This is a genomic window from Hoyosella altamirensis (genome assembly GCF_014191505.1).
Classification (GTDB): Bacteria; Actinomycetota; Actinomycetes; order Mycobacteriales; family Mycobacteriaceae; genus Hoyosella; species Hoyosella altamirensis.
The window spans coordinates 64,871-82,319 of sequence record NZ_JACHWS010000001.1 but is presented as its reverse complement, the minus strand read 5'-3'; the positions used below and the strand labels follow the sequence as shown (position 1 = coordinate 82,319).

The 17,449-nt window shown below is 61.5% G+C and carries 15 protein-coding genes; 1 reads left to right on the top strand and 14 read right to left on the bottom strand.

What is annotated here, in order from left to right:
- Positions 1 to 20 precede the first annotated feature (20 nt).
- Complete coding sequence (locus FHU29_RS00400) at positions 21 to 1,412, bottom strand: WS/DGAT/MGAT family O-acyltransferase (RefSeq protein ID WP_064440665.1); 1,392 nt, start codon at positions 1,410 to 1,412, stop codon at positions 21 to 23.
- A gap of 355 nt (positions 1,413 to 1,767) precedes the next feature.
- On the opposite strand from FHU29_RS00400, the gene FHU29_RS00395 reads away from it, so the two are divergent.
- Positions 1,768 to 2,355: an Rv3235 family protein gene (locus tag FHU29_RS00395; RefSeq protein WP_157095148.1), complete on the top strand. Its 588-nt coding sequence runs from the start codon at positions 1,768 to 1,770 to the stop codon at positions 2,353 to 2,355.
- A gap of 70 nt (positions 2,356 to 2,425) precedes the next feature.
- Here FHU29_RS00395 and secA read toward each other — a convergent pair whose 3' ends face one another.
- The 13 genes from secA to FHU29_RS00330 form a co-directional block, all read right to left on the bottom strand.
- Positions 2,426 to 5,233, bottom strand: coding sequence for a preprotein translocase subunit SecA (secA, locus tag FHU29_RS00390; RefSeq protein ID WP_064440663.1), 2,808 nt, complete (start codon positions 5,231 to 5,233; stop codon positions 2,426 to 2,428).
- A gap of 161 nt (positions 5,234 to 5,394) precedes the next feature.
- Positions 5,395 to 6,108, bottom strand: coding sequence for a ribosome hibernation-promoting factor, HPF/YfiA family (hpf, locus tag FHU29_RS00385; RefSeq protein WP_064440763.1), 714 nt, complete (start codon positions 6,106 to 6,108; stop codon positions 5,395 to 5,397).
- A 309-nt stretch (positions 6,109 to 6,417) separates the two neighbouring features.
- On the bottom strand, positions 6,418 to 7,098 hold the full coding sequence (locus tag FHU29_RS00380; RefSeq protein WP_064440662.1) for a ComF family protein: 681 nt from the start codon (positions 7,096 to 7,098) through the stop codon (positions 6,418 to 6,420).
- A 93-nt stretch (positions 7,099 to 7,191) separates the two neighbouring features.
- A complete protein-coding gene (gene lpqB, locus FHU29_RS00375; protein ID WP_064440661.1) occupies positions 7,192 to 8,952 on the bottom strand; it encodes an MtrAB system accessory lipoprotein LpqB in 1,761 nt (586 codons plus the stop codon).
- A 92-nt stretch (positions 8,953 to 9,044) separates the two neighbouring features.
- A complete protein-coding gene (gene mtrB / locus FHU29_RS00370; RefSeq protein ID WP_083962349.1) occupies positions 9,045 to 10,805 on the bottom strand; it encodes an MtrAB system histidine kinase MtrB in 1,761 nt (586 codons plus the stop codon).
- Complete coding sequence (gene mtrA / locus FHU29_RS00365) at positions 10,802 to 11,479, bottom strand: MtrAB system response regulator MtrA (protein ID WP_041451199.1); 678 nt, start codon at positions 11,477 to 11,479, stop codon at positions 10,802 to 10,804. Before mtrA ends, mtrB begins: the two co-directional genes overlap by 4 nt.
- A 121-nt stretch (positions 11,480 to 11,600) precedes the next feature.
- Entirely contained in the window at positions 11,601 to 12,236 is a 636-nt protein-coding gene (locus tag FHU29_RS00360; RefSeq protein ID WP_064440660.1) for a dTMP kinase, read from the bottom strand.
- Positions 12,236 to 13,708 (bottom strand): adenosylhomocysteinase, encoded by a 1,473-nt coding sequence (gene ahcY / locus FHU29_RS00355; RefSeq protein ID WP_064440659.1) that lies wholly within the window; start codon positions 13,706 to 13,708, stop codon positions 12,236 to 12,238. Before ahcY ends, FHU29_RS00360 begins: the two co-directional genes overlap by 1 nt.
- Positions 13,709 to 13,818: 110 nt before the next feature.
- The gene (locus FHU29_RS00350; RefSeq protein WP_064440658.1) at positions 13,819 to 14,451 is read right to left on the bottom strand and encodes a TetR/AcrR family transcriptional regulator; all 633 of its coding nucleotides are present in this window, start codon (positions 14,449 to 14,451) and stop codon (positions 13,819 to 13,821) included.
- Positions 14,452 to 14,511: 60 nt separating this feature from the next.
- Positions 14,512 to 15,792 (bottom strand): NAD(P)/FAD-dependent oxidoreductase, encoded by a 1,281-nt coding sequence (locus FHU29_RS00345; protein ID WP_083962348.1) that lies wholly within the window; start codon positions 15,790 to 15,792, stop codon positions 14,512 to 14,514.
- On the bottom strand, positions 15,789 to 15,974 hold the full coding sequence (locus FHU29_RS00340; RefSeq protein ID WP_064440657.1) for a rubredoxin: 186 nt from the start codon (positions 15,972 to 15,974) through the stop codon (positions 15,789 to 15,791). The genes FHU29_RS00345 and FHU29_RS00340 overlap by 4 nt, the downstream gene beginning before the upstream one ends.
- Before the next feature lie 38 nt (positions 15,975 to 16,012).
- Entirely contained in the window at positions 16,013 to 16,183 is a 171-nt protein-coding gene (locus FHU29_RS00335; protein ID WP_064440760.1) for a rubredoxin, read from the bottom strand.
- 12 nt (positions 16,184 to 16,195) lie between these two features.
- Complete coding sequence (locus FHU29_RS00330; RefSeq protein ID WP_064440656.1) at positions 16,196 to 17,446, bottom strand: alkane 1-monooxygenase; 1,251 nt, start codon at positions 17,444 to 17,446, stop codon at positions 16,196 to 16,198.
- Positions 17,447 to 17,449 lie beyond the last annotated feature (3 nt).

Below are 17,449 nucleotides of genomic sequence, written 5' to 3'. Positions count from 1 at the left end.
ACTGCCTGGCTCTTCGCCATCTAGCTACATGCCTCGCGCAACTCGTCGAGAGACTCTCCAAGCATCGCAGCGAACACATCGACATCGGGCATAGCGGCACGATCCGCATTGAAGCCGAAGTAGATGCGACCATCGTAAGACGTTACGCCGATAGACAGCGCCTGGTTCTTGACGAGCGGCGGCACCGGATACATTTCCGTCATCTGGACGCCGGCCGAGAAAAGCGGTGATTGCGGACCAGGCGCATTAGTGATGATCAAGTTGAACCCACGCTGTGAGAAGGAACTGGCGACGCGCGCGCTCAACGCATGGAGGGTGGCCGGCGCGAACCCACTCAGTTGCACGAGTGTCCCCGCGTCGACCGAACGGCCTGAGGTGGAATGCACTTCCGTCGCGTGTGCCACCTGTGACAGCCGGACGATCGGATTCGCCTCGCCGACCGGCAGGTCGATCATGAAAGAAGATAGTTTCTTCCGCGAGTCAGGCCCTTCAGGTGCGCCTTCCAGGTACACCGCCATCGGCACCAGCGCGCGGACCGTCGTCGACGCAGAAACGGGCTCGCCCCGCGAAACCAGCCAGTTCCGAAGGGCACCGGTAAGCACAGACAGAACCACGTCGTTGACAGTGCACCCATAGCGCGCCCGGATCCGCCGGAAGTCGGAAAGCATCACCGCCGCGACCGCGTAGCGGCGGTTCCTTGAGATCGTCACGTTCAGTGGACTCGTAGGAGCGTTGCTTGCCGCAGACCACACCATGGACGCGAGCTTGCCGGCGCCCTGTGCAACCTTCGTGACCGTCGTGGATACGTCCTTCGTAGCCAGCCGCAGTGTGTCAGCAGCTTCACGAGGGCGGGACACCAAGTCCATCACCGCGCCCGCGAGCAATCGGGCATCACTAGGCTCGCGCTCTGGCATCCACAGGTCATCCGCGAGTTCCGGCGGGCGCGGCTTGCGATCAAAAATGACCTGCCCGATCTCCATGTTCTCGATGCCGTCAACGAGGGCCTCATGCGACTTGATGAAGAGTGCTGCACGCCCCTCTGAAAGTCCTTCTACGAGATACATCTCCCATAGCGGACGAGTCCGGTCGAGCGGCCGCGAAATGAGCCGTGCGATCAAGTCGTGGAGCTGATCGTCGCCACCCGGCCTCGGAAGCGCCGAGCGGCGCACATGATAAGTGATGTCAAAATCAGAATCATCTACCCAGACGGGGCGGCCCAGCCCCCGCGCTACCTCTTTGACACGCCGCCGGTACCGGGGCACTAATCCGATGCGCTCCTCCACCAGATTGAGCAGGCTGTCGTAATCAAGCCCCTCCTGTGGAGTGCGGAAGATCGCTAGCGTACCGACATGCATCGGCGTGGTGCTGTCTTCTAGATAGTAGAAAGCGGAATCGAGATTGGACAGCTTCATCACTGCCGCGCCACCTCCCCACGTTGGCTGCGCATACTCGACTCATACGGCCCGTCCGCCGCGGCACTCCCCGCCTTCAGCACACTCACTTCGATCGTGACGCCCCCGACGTGGCGGTGCACCCACACCGTCACCAAGCTGTTGTCCCCTTCACATGAGCTCTCGTCAAGATGATGCACCACAGATTACCGCGTTTCGCGCAAACTGTTTTCCCTGCGGAAATATTACTCGTACTGAGCTCAATACGTACAAAAGCGGCACTACCGACCTGGTCACGCTAGACTGGCGGCGCGCTCCGTCCTCTCCCGGAGATACCGCAGGCAGACGCATGCTTTTCTACGGAGAGGAATCTATCTTGAGCCGCCACGTTTCGCTCGACACCGACTCCCCCAGTGTCGCGGAGTCGAGCATCGCACGAGGCCGGGAGCCATCGAGTCGGCCATGCCCGACAGGTCTCAGCGTCCGCCGGGTCGTCCCCGCTGAACCACCATCAGCCGAGCAGAACCCAGCCTCAAGCCCTGCAGCACCCACTCAGGATGCCCAGCGATGCGCAGGGTCCTCACAGCCGCGGCAGCGACGCGCTGGCTTGCCGCCCGCACGCCGTGTATCGCCGCCCGGCGGCGCTCATGCCGCCGCCAGCGCATTGTTTCGCATGACACTTGAGATCCTCGACCGGCGCAGGCCAGTCACACACTTGTCCCAGTGCGCGACACGGCTAATAGTCGATCAGGTGGGCGCGATTTCGCGCAGAAACGACTTACGCGGCACTGTCGGCAATGCGCGACTACTCCGTGTACATGTACGGCCGGTCAGCTCGATGGCGACGGAGGCGTTCTGCACCTGCGAACGGGGTGATCGGGTGTTCGCGATCGCCGCAAAGATTGAATTGGCGCCTGGAGTTCCACCCCGGTGGGTCTGCACCTCGTTGCGGGTAGTCCGGTGAAACACACATCCACGTGCGCAGAGCACGTGCACACCACGAGTGCACGTGCTCTGCGCACGGACATCAATCGCTAGCGGCGGTGCCGACCGGCCTTCTTGCGGCCCTTCTGAGATGCGCGCCGGTCCTTCCGGTTGCCGCTCTCTGCGTCTGTGCCATCGTCGCGCCGTACCTCGGTTCCGCCCTGTTCTGACGGTCCTGAGAAGGTGAGACCTTGCGGGGAACGCTGATCCTCGAGCCCACGAGCCCGCAACGCCGCTCCCACACCCGCCCCGGCAGCCACGGGCGCGCCTTGAGCGCGCGAAGCGGCAGCAGCCTGGGCGAGAGGACTCGCACCAGCGCCGCTCAGGCTTGACGCCGGTGTGGCAGCTTGTTGCTGGCCGGGCTGTTCAATCGCGACGTTGAACAGGAAGCCCACAACCTCTTCCTTGAGACCTTCGAGCATTCCGGCGAACATGTCATAACCTTCGCGCTGATACTCGACGAGGGGATCACGCTGCGCCATCGCGCGCAGACCGATGCCTTCCTTCAGATAGTCCATCTCGTACAGGTGCTCGCGCCATTTACGGTCCAGCGCCTGGAGGAGAACTCGCCGTTCCAGCTCCCGCATTCCGCCGTCGCCGGCGATCGCGTCGATGTCCGTTTCACGCTTCTGGTACGACGCGTGCGCGTCTTTGAGGACGGCATCAAGCAACTGCTCGCGTGTCAGGTCGGAGCGGTCACCGATCTCCGTCTCGCCTGCGAGTTCCTGCCAGCTGACGGAAATCGGGTACAGGGTCTTCAGAGCGCTCCACAACTGCTCGAGGTCCCAGTCCTCCGCAAACCCCTCCGAGGTCGCACCGTTGACGTACGCGGTGATCACATCGGTGATCATGTGACTGATCTGACCCTCGAGGTTCTCGCCGCGCAGAATGCGGTTGCGCTCCTCGTAGATGACGGTGCGCTGCTGGTTCATGACCTCGTCGTACTTGAGGACGTTCTTGCGCACCTCGAAGTTCTGCTGCTCGACCTGCGTCTGGGCCGACTTGATCGACCGAGATACCATCTTCGACTCGATCGGCACATCATCCGGCAGATTCAAGCGGGACATGATCACTTCCACCGCCCCGAAGCGGCGCATCAATTCGTCGCCAAGAGACAGATAGAACCGTGATTCGCCGGGGTCACCTTGTCGGCCGGAACGGCCGCGCAACTGGTTGTCGATCCGTCGTGACTCGTGCCGTTCCGTGCCGAGGACGTACAGGCCGCCTACCTCACGGATCTGGTCCCCTTCCGCGGCGGTTTCGGCGCGCGACTCCTCGATTCGCTCATCCCACTTGGCCTGATAATCCTCGGGGGCCTCGACTGGGTCGAGTCCCAACTTGCGGAGTTCGACGTCCAGAATGATCTCGGGGTTGCCGCCAAGCACCACGTCCGTACCGCGGCCGGCCATGTTGGTTGCCACAGTCACGGCACCGAGCCGGCCGGCTTCGGCGATGATCTGGGCTTCCTGCTCATGGAACTTCGCATTGAGTACGTTGTGCTTGATCTTGCGCTTGCGGAGCTGTTCGGACAGGTACTCAGAACGCTCGACACTCGTCGTGCCGACGAGAACAGGCTGGCCCTTGGCGTGACGCTCCGCGATATCGTCCGCAACGGCCTCGAACTTCGCGCGCTCTGACTTGTAAATCAGGTCCTGCTGATCTGCACGGATCATCGGCTTGTTCGTCGGTATCGGCACCACTCCGAGCTTGTAAATCTGATGCAACTCGGCAGCCTCGGTCTGTGCCGTACCCGTCATGCCGGAGAGCTTGTCGTAAAGGCGGAAATAGTTCTGCAGAGTGATCGTGGCGAGAGTCTGATTCTCCGCCTTGATCTCTACTTTCTCTTTAGCCTCGATGGCCTGGTGCATGCCCTCGTTGTAGCGGCGTCCGGTGAGGATACGTCCAGTGAATTCGTCAACGATGATGACGTCACCGTCGCGGACGATGTAATCCTTGTCGCGCTGAAACAGTTCCTTCGCCTTGATGGCGTTGTTGAGGTAGCTCACCAGCGGTGAGTTCGCTGCCTCATACAGGTTCTCGATACCCAGCTGATCTTCGACGAACTCCACACCCGCTTCGTGAACGCCGATCGTCCGCTTCTTGATGTCCACCTCGTAGTGGACGTCCTTCTTCATCAGCGGGGCAAGACGGGCGAACTCCGCGTACCACTTCGACGAGGCGTCCGCAGGTCCCGAGATGATGAGCGGGGTCCGAGCCTCATCGATGAGGATTGAGTCGACCTCATCGACGACTGCGAAATTATGTCCGCGCTGGACGAGGTCCGACAGCGAATGAGCCATATTGTCGCGCAGGTAGTCGAAGCCGAACTCGTTGTTCGTGCCGTAGGTGATATCTGCGTGGTAAGCGTCGCGACGCTGCTGGGGCGTCATGCCCGACAAGATTGCGCCAACCTCGAGCCCCAGGAATCGATGAACGCGGCCCATCCACTCCGAGTCACGTTTCGCGAGGTAGTCGTTGACCGTGACGACGTGGACACCCTTACCGGATATCGCGTTGAGGTAGGCGGGAAGCACACAGGTCAGCGTTTTGCCTTCGCCGGTCTTCATTTCGGCGATGTTGCCGAAATGAAGTGCGGCGCCGCCCATGACCTGGACGTCGAAGTGCCGCTGCGAAAGCACCCGCGATGATGCCTCGCGGGCGACGGCGAAAGCTTCCGGCATCAGGTCATCGAGCGACTCGCCTGACTCGTGGCGGCGCCGGAACTCGTCAGTCTTTGCGCGCAGCTCCTCATCGGTCAGCTTCTCTACCTCGGGTGAGAGCGTAGAGATGTGGTCGGCAATGACCTTGAGTCGCTTGACCAGGCGGCCTTCGCCGACTCGCAGCAGCTTCGAGAGCATGAACAGATTCCCTCAATCGTCGTTGTGACGGGCACCCACCCGCGTCGGGGAGCGCCCGCATGGCGGGCCCGGCCTGGACTGGCCCCGCCATGGAAAGTCCGGCTAGGCGAAACCCAGCCGGACTCCATGTTAGGACGCAGACGCGAATCCGTCCCTTCCCGTCACGTCAGCCTAATCAAACCGTAGTCGAAGGCGTGACGCCGGTAGACCACCGACGGACTGTCGGTCTCGACATCGTGGAAGAGATAGAAGTCGTGTCCCACAAGTTCCATTTCAGAGAGCGCGTCGTCAACAGTCATCGGCTGCGACGGGTGCACTTTGGTACGAACTATGTGCCCGGGGCCCGGGTATTCGTCCTCAGCGAACTCGGCTCCGTTTTTGGTCGCGGCTTCCTCAGCTTCTTCGCTGGCTGATTCAGCAGCTTTGGTTTCACTAGTTAGATTCGGCAGCGGCGGCTGCGCGTTAGTGAGGGCAGCTGTGGCCTCAGCAACCGAGATCGGTGTGCGGCTGCCATGATGAACCTTCCGCCGGTCGCGGAAGCGCCGGAAGCGGCTCTCAAGCTTGTCCACCGCGACTTCGAGGGCGGCATAGAAGCTCTCCGCTGAGGCTTCGGCTCGGATAACCGGGCCCTTCCCTCGCGCTGTGATCTCGAGCCGCTGGCATGTCTTCGATTGGCGGCGATTCTTCTCGTGGTGGAGCTCAACGTCGAAGAGGTAAACGCTCGGATGGAAACGCTCGAGTCGAGAAAGCTTCTCCTCCACGTGAATTCGGAAGTGGTCGGGGACCTCTACGTTGCGCCCCTTCACCACGATATCGGCGTGGAGCGAATCAGATTGCTCGGACAGACGTTCGGTTTCGCCATTGCGGGCTCTCACGAGATCCGCTTGTGGAACGGTCGACACTGTACCTCCCAGAATCTGCCGATGCGCGCTTACACGGCATCGACCTGCATTGCGAATGTGCCGGGAGACTCCCATATCAGCACCCGGCACGAGGGATCGATGTTCCTCACCTCCCCTACATGCGGTGCAACGGGCTGTGTTCGCGACGGTAGTACGCCGTTTCCTTTTCTGCCACCATTACAACAGAAATGTCACGGGATATTTGCCTAGAAGCAGTTTCACTTTGCGCCCCGTTAGATCTAGTGCCTCACCAAACGCAGGGAACCCTCTTTTCACGGCCCCTCAAGCGCTAGCCAACGTAAGCGCCCCGCTAACCCGGACGCCCGCGCAATGCAGGATCCGCACCGATTCCGTGAGCAGCGACCCCGTCGTGACCACATCATCGAGAAGCAGAACCGCAGACGCGGGTCTGCTCAAACTGGGCAAAAGCTGGGACGCGAATCGCTGACGCATCCGTACGCGCCCCGCCACGTTAAGGTGACGCTGTGAAGCAGTAAGACCTACCGAGTCCTTCACGCCGCGCGTGAAGCGGAGTGCTTTCACCACGGAAGCCGCTTCGTCGGGCAATGTTCGTATGGCGTGTGCCGCGATTGACGCAATCGGGTCACCGCCACGTCTGCGCGCGGCGAGCCACCTGCTAGGGGCCGGCACCAGTAAGAGATGAGCCAGTTGTGCGGGATCAAGCTCACCTTCCTGTCTCAGAGTCTCAATCCCGCTCACCACTGCGGCCCCCGCAACCGCTGCGAGATCCGAGCGACCACGCTCTTTGAGATTGACTATCAGCTCACGCGCGGCGCCGCGATAGCGCGTAAGCGCCCAGACCGGAACGCCGGGGTCGGATCTGGGGTTACACAGGCGAGGGGAGCCGAAGGCGACCTCAGCGCACTGGCCGCACCACACCAGCCCGGGGGCACTGCACCCGCCACACTCCGCTGGCAGGACAAGGTCGAGTAATGCACGCATGCTCTCAGGATCGTGGCTGGCCAGGGGGTGTCACAACGGGAAATTTTTTAACTGTGGAAAACCGTCGTCCGGGGGCGCACCTGTGGAGAACGCTCAGCCCGGCAGGATGGGTTTCGCGTCCACACCCATGAGTCGAGAAACTTCCCGCCAGAATCGCTCACCGTCGGGCTCATCCTGACCCAGTCGCAAGACCCCCCTGCTGTCGGTGACGTACTCAGTTGTCGGTGAAGCGTCGACCGCCGTCACTGGCGGCGACAGATTCCCACGCGGAAGTTGTTCGACGCGGGAGCCGTCCGCTGTCACCCTGGCCACCGGCGCTTCGGACGAGTTGCGCACAACGAGCAGAGAGTCAGTACTTCCCCAGTCAAGAGCGACTGCAGTGTCCGTTAGGTTCAGCGCTACGGGCTTCGGGTTGAGGAGCGTATGCAGCCCCTGGCGTGGCTCCGCTACAGCCGCCACATAGACCTTCCCGCCCACGATCAGTGCCGCACGCACGCCGTCCGGAGCGAGACGGAAGCTGGTGATCTGGCCCTGCAGTCCCGCAATAGCGCCCGATTCGACCTCGAGCGCTGAATGTTCTCCGGTGGCCGGTTCCCTGACGACACGAATCACCGTGTCGCCATCGATGACCGCCCACAGCGAGTTGTCGCTCGCTGACCAACTCGGCCTGGTTATCGAACTGCCTTCAGCAGCCACGGTCAGCGCGCCGCCGTAAGCGCCGATCAAGAGTTGATACGCGCTCCCCTCGGAATCTTCGTTGCGCGTGATCACCGCCACTTGTTTGCCGTCGTGCGAAATCGAGCCGGAATCCAGTGAGTCGAGGGCCCCAGCCGTCCCAGGCACAGGACTGACCGCAGAATCTGTCACTGATACGAGTGCTCCGTTGAAGATCGCGTGCAAACCGACATCAGCCGACGCTGCGGCGTTCGGGTCCATCGACGCAACATCCTGGCGCGTCCAGCCAGTCGGCAGCGATTCGTCAAGCGGGGCACCGTCTGCCTCGATCACGTAAGGCCCTGGCACGTCCGCGTGATCGAGCGTCCAGATTATCTGGGCCGCAAGTCGGCGACGCTCCTCGGCACCCGTCGCGGCAAGCCCCTGAAGATCCATTTTGATTCCACCGAGCCCCACGCCTACCTGTGTGGTGCGCCCATCAGCTTTCGTGATCGGCCCCCGAAGCCGCACCTCTTCCGAGAACTGACTCGTCACTCCTGGTGCGAGGTTCGTCGACGGGCCGTCCATCAGCATCGCCATCAACTGCGGCACGATCTGTTCGGGGTTCACCGCCACCCACCGAAGATCGGGGACGAGGCGACGTCCGGTGGGGTCGAGGAAATAGACGGCCTGACGTTCGTAATGGCTGAGGAAGTGCGGCCGCTCGATCATCACTCCACTGGGCAGGTCGTCGATCCGCCACTCATCGTCGACACGTACCACCGAGATCTTCGTCTCTACCGTGCCCTCCTCCGCGGTGAACACCCCGTCTGGGCTCAGCTGACCCACTTTCTCTGCACGCACGATGAAGGTCGCCGTGTTTTCTGACCTCAGCCCCTCGGAGAGCACATCGACACGATTGGCGATCGTGGTGCTCGCACTATCATTCCAGCGACTCTCAGCCTCCGTTGTGAGGAACTGGCGCGCCGCCGCATGACGGCCCGCCGGTTGTGCGCTGGCCTTGATGAACTCCCTGACGAGCGGGAAAGCGTCAATACCCGGGGTGGGTTCAGGGACTGCAGTCTCCGCAGGATTGTGCTGGATGGCGCCGATCGCCTGCGGTTGTGAGTGTGTCGGCAGCGCCGTGCACCCACTCAACAGCAAAACCCCGGCCGAGATGCCCGAGATGACCACAGCCATCACGTGGACGGTGCGTGAATGTCGTGGCGCAGCACGCTGGGCCGCCGGGCTCCACGCCCTGGGCTGCCTGAGACGTGCAGCGCTGGAGTCACTCACTGACTGCTCTCCCGTCCCGCTCCCCGCGGTCCGCTCATCATCGCTTCGCTGTCCATCGTGCCACCGGGACTATGCGGCTCGCTGTCCTGTGACTTGTCGGCGGGAGACTCGGACGACTGAATGAAGGGCACCTCAGGAAGCGCAATATCACCGGGCTCAGGTCGCAGCGGAAGTGGACTGCCAGTGATCCGTCGCCCGCGCACGACGGGCAAGGTCAACCGGAAACACGAGCCATGGCCAGGTTCACCCCAGGCTTCGAGCCTGCCGTTGTGCAGCCTCGCATCTTCGACGCTGATCGCGAGACCCAGCCCAGTGCCGCCTGAGCGGCGAACGCGGGACGGATCCGATCGCCAGAACCGGTTGAACACCAGTTTTTCTTCCCCAGATTTCAGGCCCACACCCCAGTCACGCACAATGACGGCAAACGCCTCACCGTCTGAGCGCATTCGCAGCAGTACGGGATTGCCCTCACCATGATCGATCGCATTCGCGAGAAGATTCCGCACCACACGCTCGACTCGCCTCGGATCTACCTCCGCCACGACTGACTGGTCGGGCATGTCCACGATCAGTTCGGTCCGCGCATCCGCCGCGAGATGCTTTACGGTCGCTAGCGCGGCTTGGACACACGACCGAACGTCAATTTGCTCCGCCGCCAGTTCCGCAACGCCCGCGTCGTGACGACTGATCTCGAGAAGATCTGCGAGCAACCCCTCGAACCGATCCAGTTCGCGCACCATGAGTTCCGCTGACCGCTGAAGCATGGGGTCCAAGTCATCCCGGCTGTCGTAAATCACATCGGCGGCCATGCGCACCGTCGTGAGCGGCGTACGCAGCTCATGGCTGACGTCTGACGTGAATCGTTTCTGGAGATTCCCGAACTCCTCTAGCTGCGTGATCTGCCGCGACAAGCTTTCCGCCATCTCGTTGAACGACATCGCAAGCCGCGCCATGTCATCCTCACCACGTACCGGCATCCGTTCCTTGAGCCGGCCTTCGGCAAATCTGGCGGCCACCCGAGCAGCCGAGCGGACGGGCATCACGACTTGGCGCGCGACAAGCAGCGAGATAGCAGCAAGCAGGACCAGCAGCACCGCGCCGCCGGTGACGATGGTGCCGCGCATCAGCGCGAGACTGCGCTCTTCACTCTCGAGTGGGAAGACCAGGTAGAGCTCGAGCGCCGGGATGTCCGATGCAGTCGGACTGCCCATGATCAGCGCCGGGACTTGAGCTCCCGCAGCATTCTGAACTGTCGAGTACTGCCGGGCTACTTGGCCCTGACGAACGTAATCACGCAGAGAGGTGGGGATTTGTTCAGCTTGACCACTCGTTATCAAAGGCGATGAAGCATCGGCGTCAGCGATCAGAACGGGGCTGAACTGACCCGCGCCGCCCGATGTCTGCTCAGTCTCTTCCTGCCAGCTCAGTGCCGACCGCGCGCTATTGAGACGCCCTTGCCGGGACGTGGTATCCCCCGCCCCGGCAAGTTCACGCTCAACAGTCTGTCGCGCGGATTCAATCTGTTGCTCCGCCGCAGCAATCTTGGCTTCCAGCATCCTCTCGGTGAGCTGGTTCGTCAGAGTGAACCCGAGCACAAGAATAACTACCAGTGACAGCGCAAGCGTTGACGTAACAACTCGAAGCTGCAGGGAGCGTCGCCACCATCGTGCGAGTAGTGCACCGGTGGCGCGAATACGGCGCACCCATCTGGTCGTCCGACCATTGATCTTGCGCCGCGTTCGGGCGCGCCCGATCACGGCGGTCCGGCCTTGTATCCAACTCCTCGCACAGTGAGCACAACTTCGGGCTTCTCGGGATCGTTCTCGACCTTCGCACGCAGTCGCTGCACGTGCACATTGACCAGGCGGGTGTCTGCCGCGTGGCGGTAGCCCCACACCTGCTCCAGAAGGACCTCACGGGTGAAGACCTGCCGAGGCTTCCTGGCAAGCGCCACCAGCAAGTCGAACTCCAGCGGAGTGAGACTGATCTGCTCGCCTTCCCGCGTTACTTTGTGCGCGGGGACATCGATTTCGATGTCGCCAATGCTGAGCAGCTCGGCGGGCTCATCGTCGCGGCGGCGCAGCCGAGCGCGCACACGAGCCACGAGTTCCTTCGGCTTGAATGGCTTGATGACATAGTCGTCGGCGCCCGACTCCAGTCCAAGCACAACGTCGACAGTGTCCGTCTTCGCAGTGAGCATCACAATCGGAACGCCAGAGTCCGCTCGAAGAACTCGGCACACATCGATCCCGTTCATTCCTGGCAGCATCAGATCGAGCAGCACCAGGTCCGGGCGAATCTCACGCACCGCGCTCAAAGCCTGAGTGCCGTCTCCGATCACGTACGGCTCGAATCCCTCACCCCGCAGCACAATCGTGAGCATCTCGGCGAGGGCCGCATCGTCATCGACAACCAGAATCTTCGGCTTCATATTCATATCGTGACATTCCAATAGTGTGAAGAGGCGCTTTGACCTGGCCGGCGCGCCGCACGTTGTCCAGCATTGCCGATGCCCTCACTGTCGAGAGTACCGAAACGACCGCCAATGGGTGCTAGCCGAGAATCCACTGTGCTAGCTCCGCCCCAGGGTCAGTCGCAGAGAGTACACGCCAGGGCGACACCCAGGCCGCGGCCGCGAGCGCCGAGTACACGTCTGCGGTGCGCTGCTGAAGCCCGCCATCGCGCTCAAAGATGTCGCGCTCGCGCCCCGGCTCACTCCCTTCGCGCCCTGCCGCTCTCCGCTGGGCAAGCTCAACCGGCACGCCGAGAAACATTTGTCTGGCAGGAAGCGGAAGCCGGAACCTTCCGAATTCGAGGTTCTCGATCCACTGCACAAATGGACCATCGGAATTCTCACGCAAGCGTGCCGCTCCGTACGCCGCATTCGATGCGACATACCGGTCGAGTATGACGACGTCGTTGTCACTGCACAGCCTGCACAGATGCGACTTCGCCTCCTCCCTGTCGAGGGCGAAGAGCATCGCCATTCCATGCACCGAAGCGGCGAGGTCGCCGTGCTGGCCGCGCAGCGCCTCAGCCGCTATGTCGGCGTGAATCGACTCGCCGTATCGAGGGAACGCCAACGTCGCGACCCTCGCACCTGCCGCCTCGAGTTCAACGACAAGCTTCGCTGTCAGAGTTCTCTTTCCCGCTCCGTCGAGACCCTCCAGCGCGATGAGCTCTCCCATTAGTAGCGGTAGTGATCCGGCTTATATGGCCCTTCCACATCGACCCCGATGTATTCAGCCTGCTCCTTTGTCAGCTTTGTGAGTGTTCCCCCAAGAGCTTCGACATGGATGCGCGCGACCTTCTCATCAAGGTGCTTGGGCAGTCGATAAACCTCGTTGTCGTACTCATCGTTCTTCGTCCAGAGTTCCAGTTGCGCGATGACCTGGTTCGAGAAGCTGTTGCTCATGACGAAAGAAGGATGACCGGTCGCATTACCCAGGTTCAGCAGGCGCCCTTCTGACAGGACGATGATCGAGTGCCCGTCATCGAACATCCATTCATCCACCTGCGGCTTGATCGTGTCCCGCCGAACATTCGGCGCCTTCTCGAGCCCAGCCATATCGATCTCGTTGTCGAAGTGTCCGATGTTGCCCAGAATGGCCTGGTGCTTCATACGCTCCATGTGCTCAAAAGTGATCACGTTCATATTGCCGGTTGATGTGATCACGATGTCCGCCGCCGAAATCACCTGATCCACAGTCGAAACATGGAATCCGTCCATCATCGCCTGGAGTGCGTTGATCGGGTCAACCTCGGTCACCGTCACACGTGCACCCTGGCCGCGCAGAGCTTCCGCACATCCCTTACCGACGTCGCCGTAACCACACACGACAGCGTGCTTGCCGCCGATCAGGACATCGGTGCCACGGTTGATCCCGTCTAGCAGCGAGTGCCGGGTGCCGTACTTGTTGTCGAACTTGCTCTTGGTGACGGAATCGTTGACATTGATCGCGGGAAAGACGAGTTCACCGGCCGCCGCGAACTGGTACAAGCGATGCACGCCGGTCGTTGTCTCTTCGGTGACGCCCTGCACCGAATCGGCGATCCGGGTCCATTTCTTTCCGTCTGCCTCCAGTGAACGCTTGAGCAGGCCAAGAAATACCTGGTATTCAGCCGAATGCTGGTCCGGATCGATGGGGGGAACGGTCCCTGCGGCCTCGAACTGAGCGCCGCGAAGAACCAGCATCGTCGCATCGCCGCCATCGTCGAGAATCATGTTGGCGGGCCCAGCCTCTTCCGGCCAGGTCAGTGCCTTCTCAGTGCACCACCAGTACTCCTCGAGCGTTTCGCCTTTCCAGGCGTAGACGGGGACCCCCTGGGGATCCTCAGGAGTACCGTATCGGCCGACGACAATGGCGGCGGCCGCGTGATCCTGGGTCGAGAAGATGTTGCAAGACGCCCACCGGACGGACGCGCCAAGCGCTGTCAGTGTTTCAATCAGGACCGCGGTCTGGACAGTCATATGCAGCGAGCCCGTGATCCTTGCCCCTTTGAGGGGCTGCACTTCAGCGTATTCGCGACGCAGGGTCATCAATCCGGGCATCTCATGCTCGGCCAGGCGAATTTCTTTTCGTCCGAACTCAGCGAGGGAGAGATCCGCGACCTTGTAGTCGAGACCGTTCCGCCGTTCCACAGATGGCTGTGCCGCCATGCTCCTCATCAACTCCTTTTCGCGGGACACGGGTAAGTTCCCGCCCCGATACGTCAGGCTATACGCTTCGCAGATTTGTGGCAGGAACGGGGAGGTCCCGCTGCCGACAACTAGGACACTTGCCGGCGCGCGAGTGAATCCTCGTACGCGCGCTCGAAGAATGGCACGACAAAGTCCGTGAAGTCGTCGATTATCGTGTCCGGAGAGCGCGCCGGGATGGCGATGAAACTCAATGCGATCCGGCCGACATGATTTGCCGCTATCCGGGCGTCGCGCGGCGAGAGTTGGACCCAGCTTCCCTCGAACACCTCGGCCAGGGAGTTCACAGCTTTTTCCAGGACCGGCCACCCGTCAGTGGTGATCAGGCTGAGCAGTTCGGATTTCGCACGGCCGAGCAGCGCCCACCGAACGGCTGGATCACTCGTGGCGATGCTGATGAAACGCTCGAACGCGCTCGTTATTGTCCCGCGCGCGTCGTCCGGATGCGCCGCGACTGCGTCCTTTACCTCGTCGAGGAATTGATCGACAAGGCGCAGGATGTACTGCTGCGCAACGCCCTGCCGCGAGTCGAATTCGTTGTACAGAGTCTGACGACTGACACCCGCAGCGCGCGCGACTTCCGCCATCGTGATGTCGGACCACTCCTTCTCATCAAGGAGGGAACGGACAGCGTCGAGGACAGACGTGCGGAGCAGTTGCCGCGCAGCTTCTTGATAGGACCCACGAGTTCGTACACCGGGCATGACGTCGACAGTATGGAAACGCGACCCCCGTGTCAACGAACTTGACACGGGGGTCGTTTGCTACGTGCGAGCGGAGGCTGAGGAGAGGTCCGGGATCGCAAGCGGCGCGGTCGTGGGAATCCCTTCCTCCAGGACCTTGCGACGGATATACGGCGCATCGTTAATCAGCGCGCGGGCACTGCGGAACTCCTTCGGGCGTCCCATGGAGATGACACCAATGAGGCGCTCATTCCGAAGGCACAACACTGTGAAGTCCAGGTCCTCAAGCGAACCGTGAACAATGAGTTCGTCGTCAGGTGATGGCCAGCCAGCGATCTGCAGGTTCTTGCCGTATTGCTTAGTCCAGCACCACGGCACATCAGCGAACGGCGTTGGCATGCCGAGGATCGCGCGGGCCGCATGGGCCCCCTGTTCCTGGGCATTGTTCCAGTGCTCGACACGCTGAACACCGCCAAGCAGCAGGTTCGGGAAGATTGCTACGTCACCGGCAGCGTAGACGTGGGGATCTGAAGTCCGGCAGTACTTGTCAACGATTATCCCGCCGCGCCCAGACGTGTCGATCGAGATACCCGCACGATCGGCAAGATCCGTGTTCGGTGCCATGCCCACTGAAATCAGCGCGGATGAACCAGACCAGACCTGGCCCCGAGGGGAGATCGCTGTCACGCCGTCAGGCCTGACATCTAGCTGGTCGAGTTCAACGTTGGTCCACAGATCAACACCGTTGTCCCGGTGCATCTTCGAATAGATTTCAGCGACCGGTTCCGGAAGGACGCGGCCCAGTGGGCGATCGCCGGCTTCGAGCAGGATTACCTCGCTGCCGAGGCCGCGCGCAGTTGCGGCGACCTCACAACCGATAAGACCGGCGCCGATGATGAGCAGTGCGCCAGGCTCCTCGATCGCCTTACGCAGCGGTTCGACATCAGCGACGCTGCGAAGATAGTGAACGTTCGACTGCTCCTCGGGCGCGAAGCCTGGCACAGCGCGCGGTCGGCCTCCCGTCGCGATCAATAGCGCGTCGTACCGCTGCTGTTCACCATTTTCGAGGAGGACCACACGCTCAGCGGTGTCGATATCGGTGACCGTGGCGCCTCGAACGATCTCCACGTTCTGCTCTTCCCAGAAATCCGGGGGGCGAAGACGCGACCGCTCGAAGGCGATCGTCCCTTGCAGGAGCTCTTTCGACAGCTGTGGACGGCGGTAGGGGTACTCAGCGTCGTTGCTGATCATCATTACCCGGCCGCCGAAGCCCTCCTTCCGGAGAGACTCGGCAGCTGTGGCCGCCGCGACGCCACTGCCGATAATGACGACGGTGCCGTCTGGGGCGATCTGATCAGTCACGAGCGCGAAACCTCGACCATCTCGAAATCAGCCTTTGCCGCTCCGCAGTCGGGGCAGCTCCAGTCGTCGGGAATATCGTCCCAGAGAGTCCCCGGGGCGATGCCTTCATCTGGCCAGCCTTCAGCTTCGTCATATTCGAAGCCGCACTGCAGACAGCGATAGACTTTGTATTCGACGCTCATGATTTTCTCGCAATCTTCGACGACATTGTCTGTGTCAATCAGGCGTTGTTGAGGGGAATGAAGTCAACCTTCTCCCGGACGCCGCAGTCGGGGCAAGGCCAGTCGTCAGGCACGTCACCCCAGGGGGTGCCTGGCGGGAAACCCTCACGCGAATCACCCTTGGCCTCGTCGTACTCGTAGTCACATACCTCGCACTTATACGTGCTCATCGCCATAACCTCCTACACCTTTGTAGCTGGCGCTGATTCCGCAAACTTCGCGAGAACCTTTTCTCGCTTGCTCGGGTCGATGTTAGCTTGCGTAATATCCCCGTTGTAGTGGGCAAGGACTCGCTTGTCCATAATCTTGCGCCACAGCGGGGGAACCAGCGCGACGACGATCATGGTGGCGTAACCAGCCGGCAACTGCGGGGCGCCCTCCATGCTGCGCAGCGTCTGGTAGCGGCGCGTTGGGTTCGCATGGTGGTCACTGTGCCGCTGCAAGTGATAGAGGAGCACGTTTGTGCAGATGCGGTCACTGTTCCAGCTGTGCTCGGGCGTGCAGCGCTCGTACCGGCCGCTTGGCAGCGTCTTCCGGCGGAGACCATAGTGCTCAAGATAGTTCACGGCCTCGAGCAAGGTGAAACCGAAGACGGCCTGGACAACCAGGTAAGGGAGCACGTTCCAGATGCTGTAGCCGTCAAGCAATCCCGCAAAGCTGAGCGCCTGGAGGCCGATCAAAATCGAACCGAACAGCGCGACCGACATCAGCCAGGCGTTAAGGACGTCGTTCTTGAGCGTCCAATGTGAGGTACCGAGGCGGCCGAAGCGGGCCTTCTCGATCTCCCATGCTGACGTCAGACTGCCCCGGACCGTCCGTGGCCAGAAACGATAGAAGGACTCACCAAAGCGCGATGACGCTGGGTCTTCGGGAGTTGCAACTCGGACGTGGTGCCCGCGGTTGTGCTCGATGAAGAAATGCCCATAGAAGGTCTGCGCAAGAACGATCCTGGACAGCCAGCGCTCGTTCTCTTCCTTCTTGTGGCCAAGTTCGTGTGCCGTGTTGATGCCGATACCAGCCGTAACACCCACGGTTGTCGCTAGACCCAGGCTTTCAACGACGCTCAGCGTGCCTGAGGCCCAGAGGTAAACCGCGGCCAGAAGCCCCGCGTACTGGAGAGGAATATAGAGGTAGGTGCACCACCGGTAGAATTTGTCGTTCTCGAGTTCCTCGATGAACTCATCCGGCGGATTCTGTCCGTCGTCGCCGAGGAGAACGTCGATCAGCGGGATCAAGACGAAGACGATGACTATTCCGGCCCACCAGAATCCGCCCCACCCGGTCGCGGAAACAAGTCCCCACGCGATGAACGTAGCGGCTGAGGGGATAAGAGAAAGCAGCCAGAGGTAGCGCTTCCGGTCTCGCCAGCGCTCGAGCGCAGCAGAATCGCGCTCCCCGGACTCGGCAACAATGCCTTCGGTCGGTGCAGACATTTA

Bases quoted from the DNA above. Each gene is read 5' to 3' on its own strand.
- FHU29_RS00400 (WP_064440665.1), bottom strand. From the start codon at position 1,412: ATGAAGCTGTCCAATCTCGATTCCGCTTTCTACTATCTAGAAGACAGC.
- secA (WP_064440663.1), bottom strand. From the start codon at position 5,233: ATGCTCTCGAAGCTGCTGCGAGTCGGCGAAGGCCGCCTGGTCAAGCGA.
- FHU29_RS00380 (WP_064440662.1), bottom strand. From the start codon at position 7,098: ATGCGTGCATTACTCGACCTTGTCCTGCCAGCGGAGTGTGGCGGGTGC.
- lpqB (WP_064440661.1), bottom strand. From the start codon at position 8,952: ATGGCTGTGGTCATCTCGGGCATCTCGGCCGGGGTTTTGCTGTTGAGT.
- mtrA (WP_041451199.1), bottom strand. From the start codon at position 11,479: ATGAAGCCGAAGATTCTGGTTGTCGATGACGATGCGGCCCTCGCCGAG.
- FHU29_RS00360 (WP_064440660.1), bottom strand. From the start codon at position 12,236: ATGGGAGAGCTCATCGCGCTGGAGGGTCTCGACGGAGCGGGAAAGAGA.
- ahcY (WP_064440659.1), bottom strand. From the start codon at position 13,708: ATGGCGGCACAGCCATCTGTGGAACGGCGGAACGGTCTCGACTACAAG.
- FHU29_RS00350 (WP_064440658.1), bottom strand. From the start codon at position 14,451: ATGCCCGGTGTACGAACTCGTGGGTCCTATCAAGAAGCTGCGCGGCAA.
- FHU29_RS00340 (WP_064440657.1), bottom strand. From the start codon at position 15,974: ATGAGCGTCGAATACAAAGTCTATCGCTGTCTGCAGTGCGGCTTCGAA.
- FHU29_RS00335 (WP_064440760.1), bottom strand. From the start codon at position 16,183: ATGAGCACGTATAAGTGCGAGGTATGTGACTACGAGTACGACGAGGCC.
- FHU29_RS00330 (WP_064440656.1), bottom strand. From the start codon at position 17,446: ATGTCTGCACCGACCGAAGGCATTGTTGCCGAGTCCGGGGAGCGCGAT.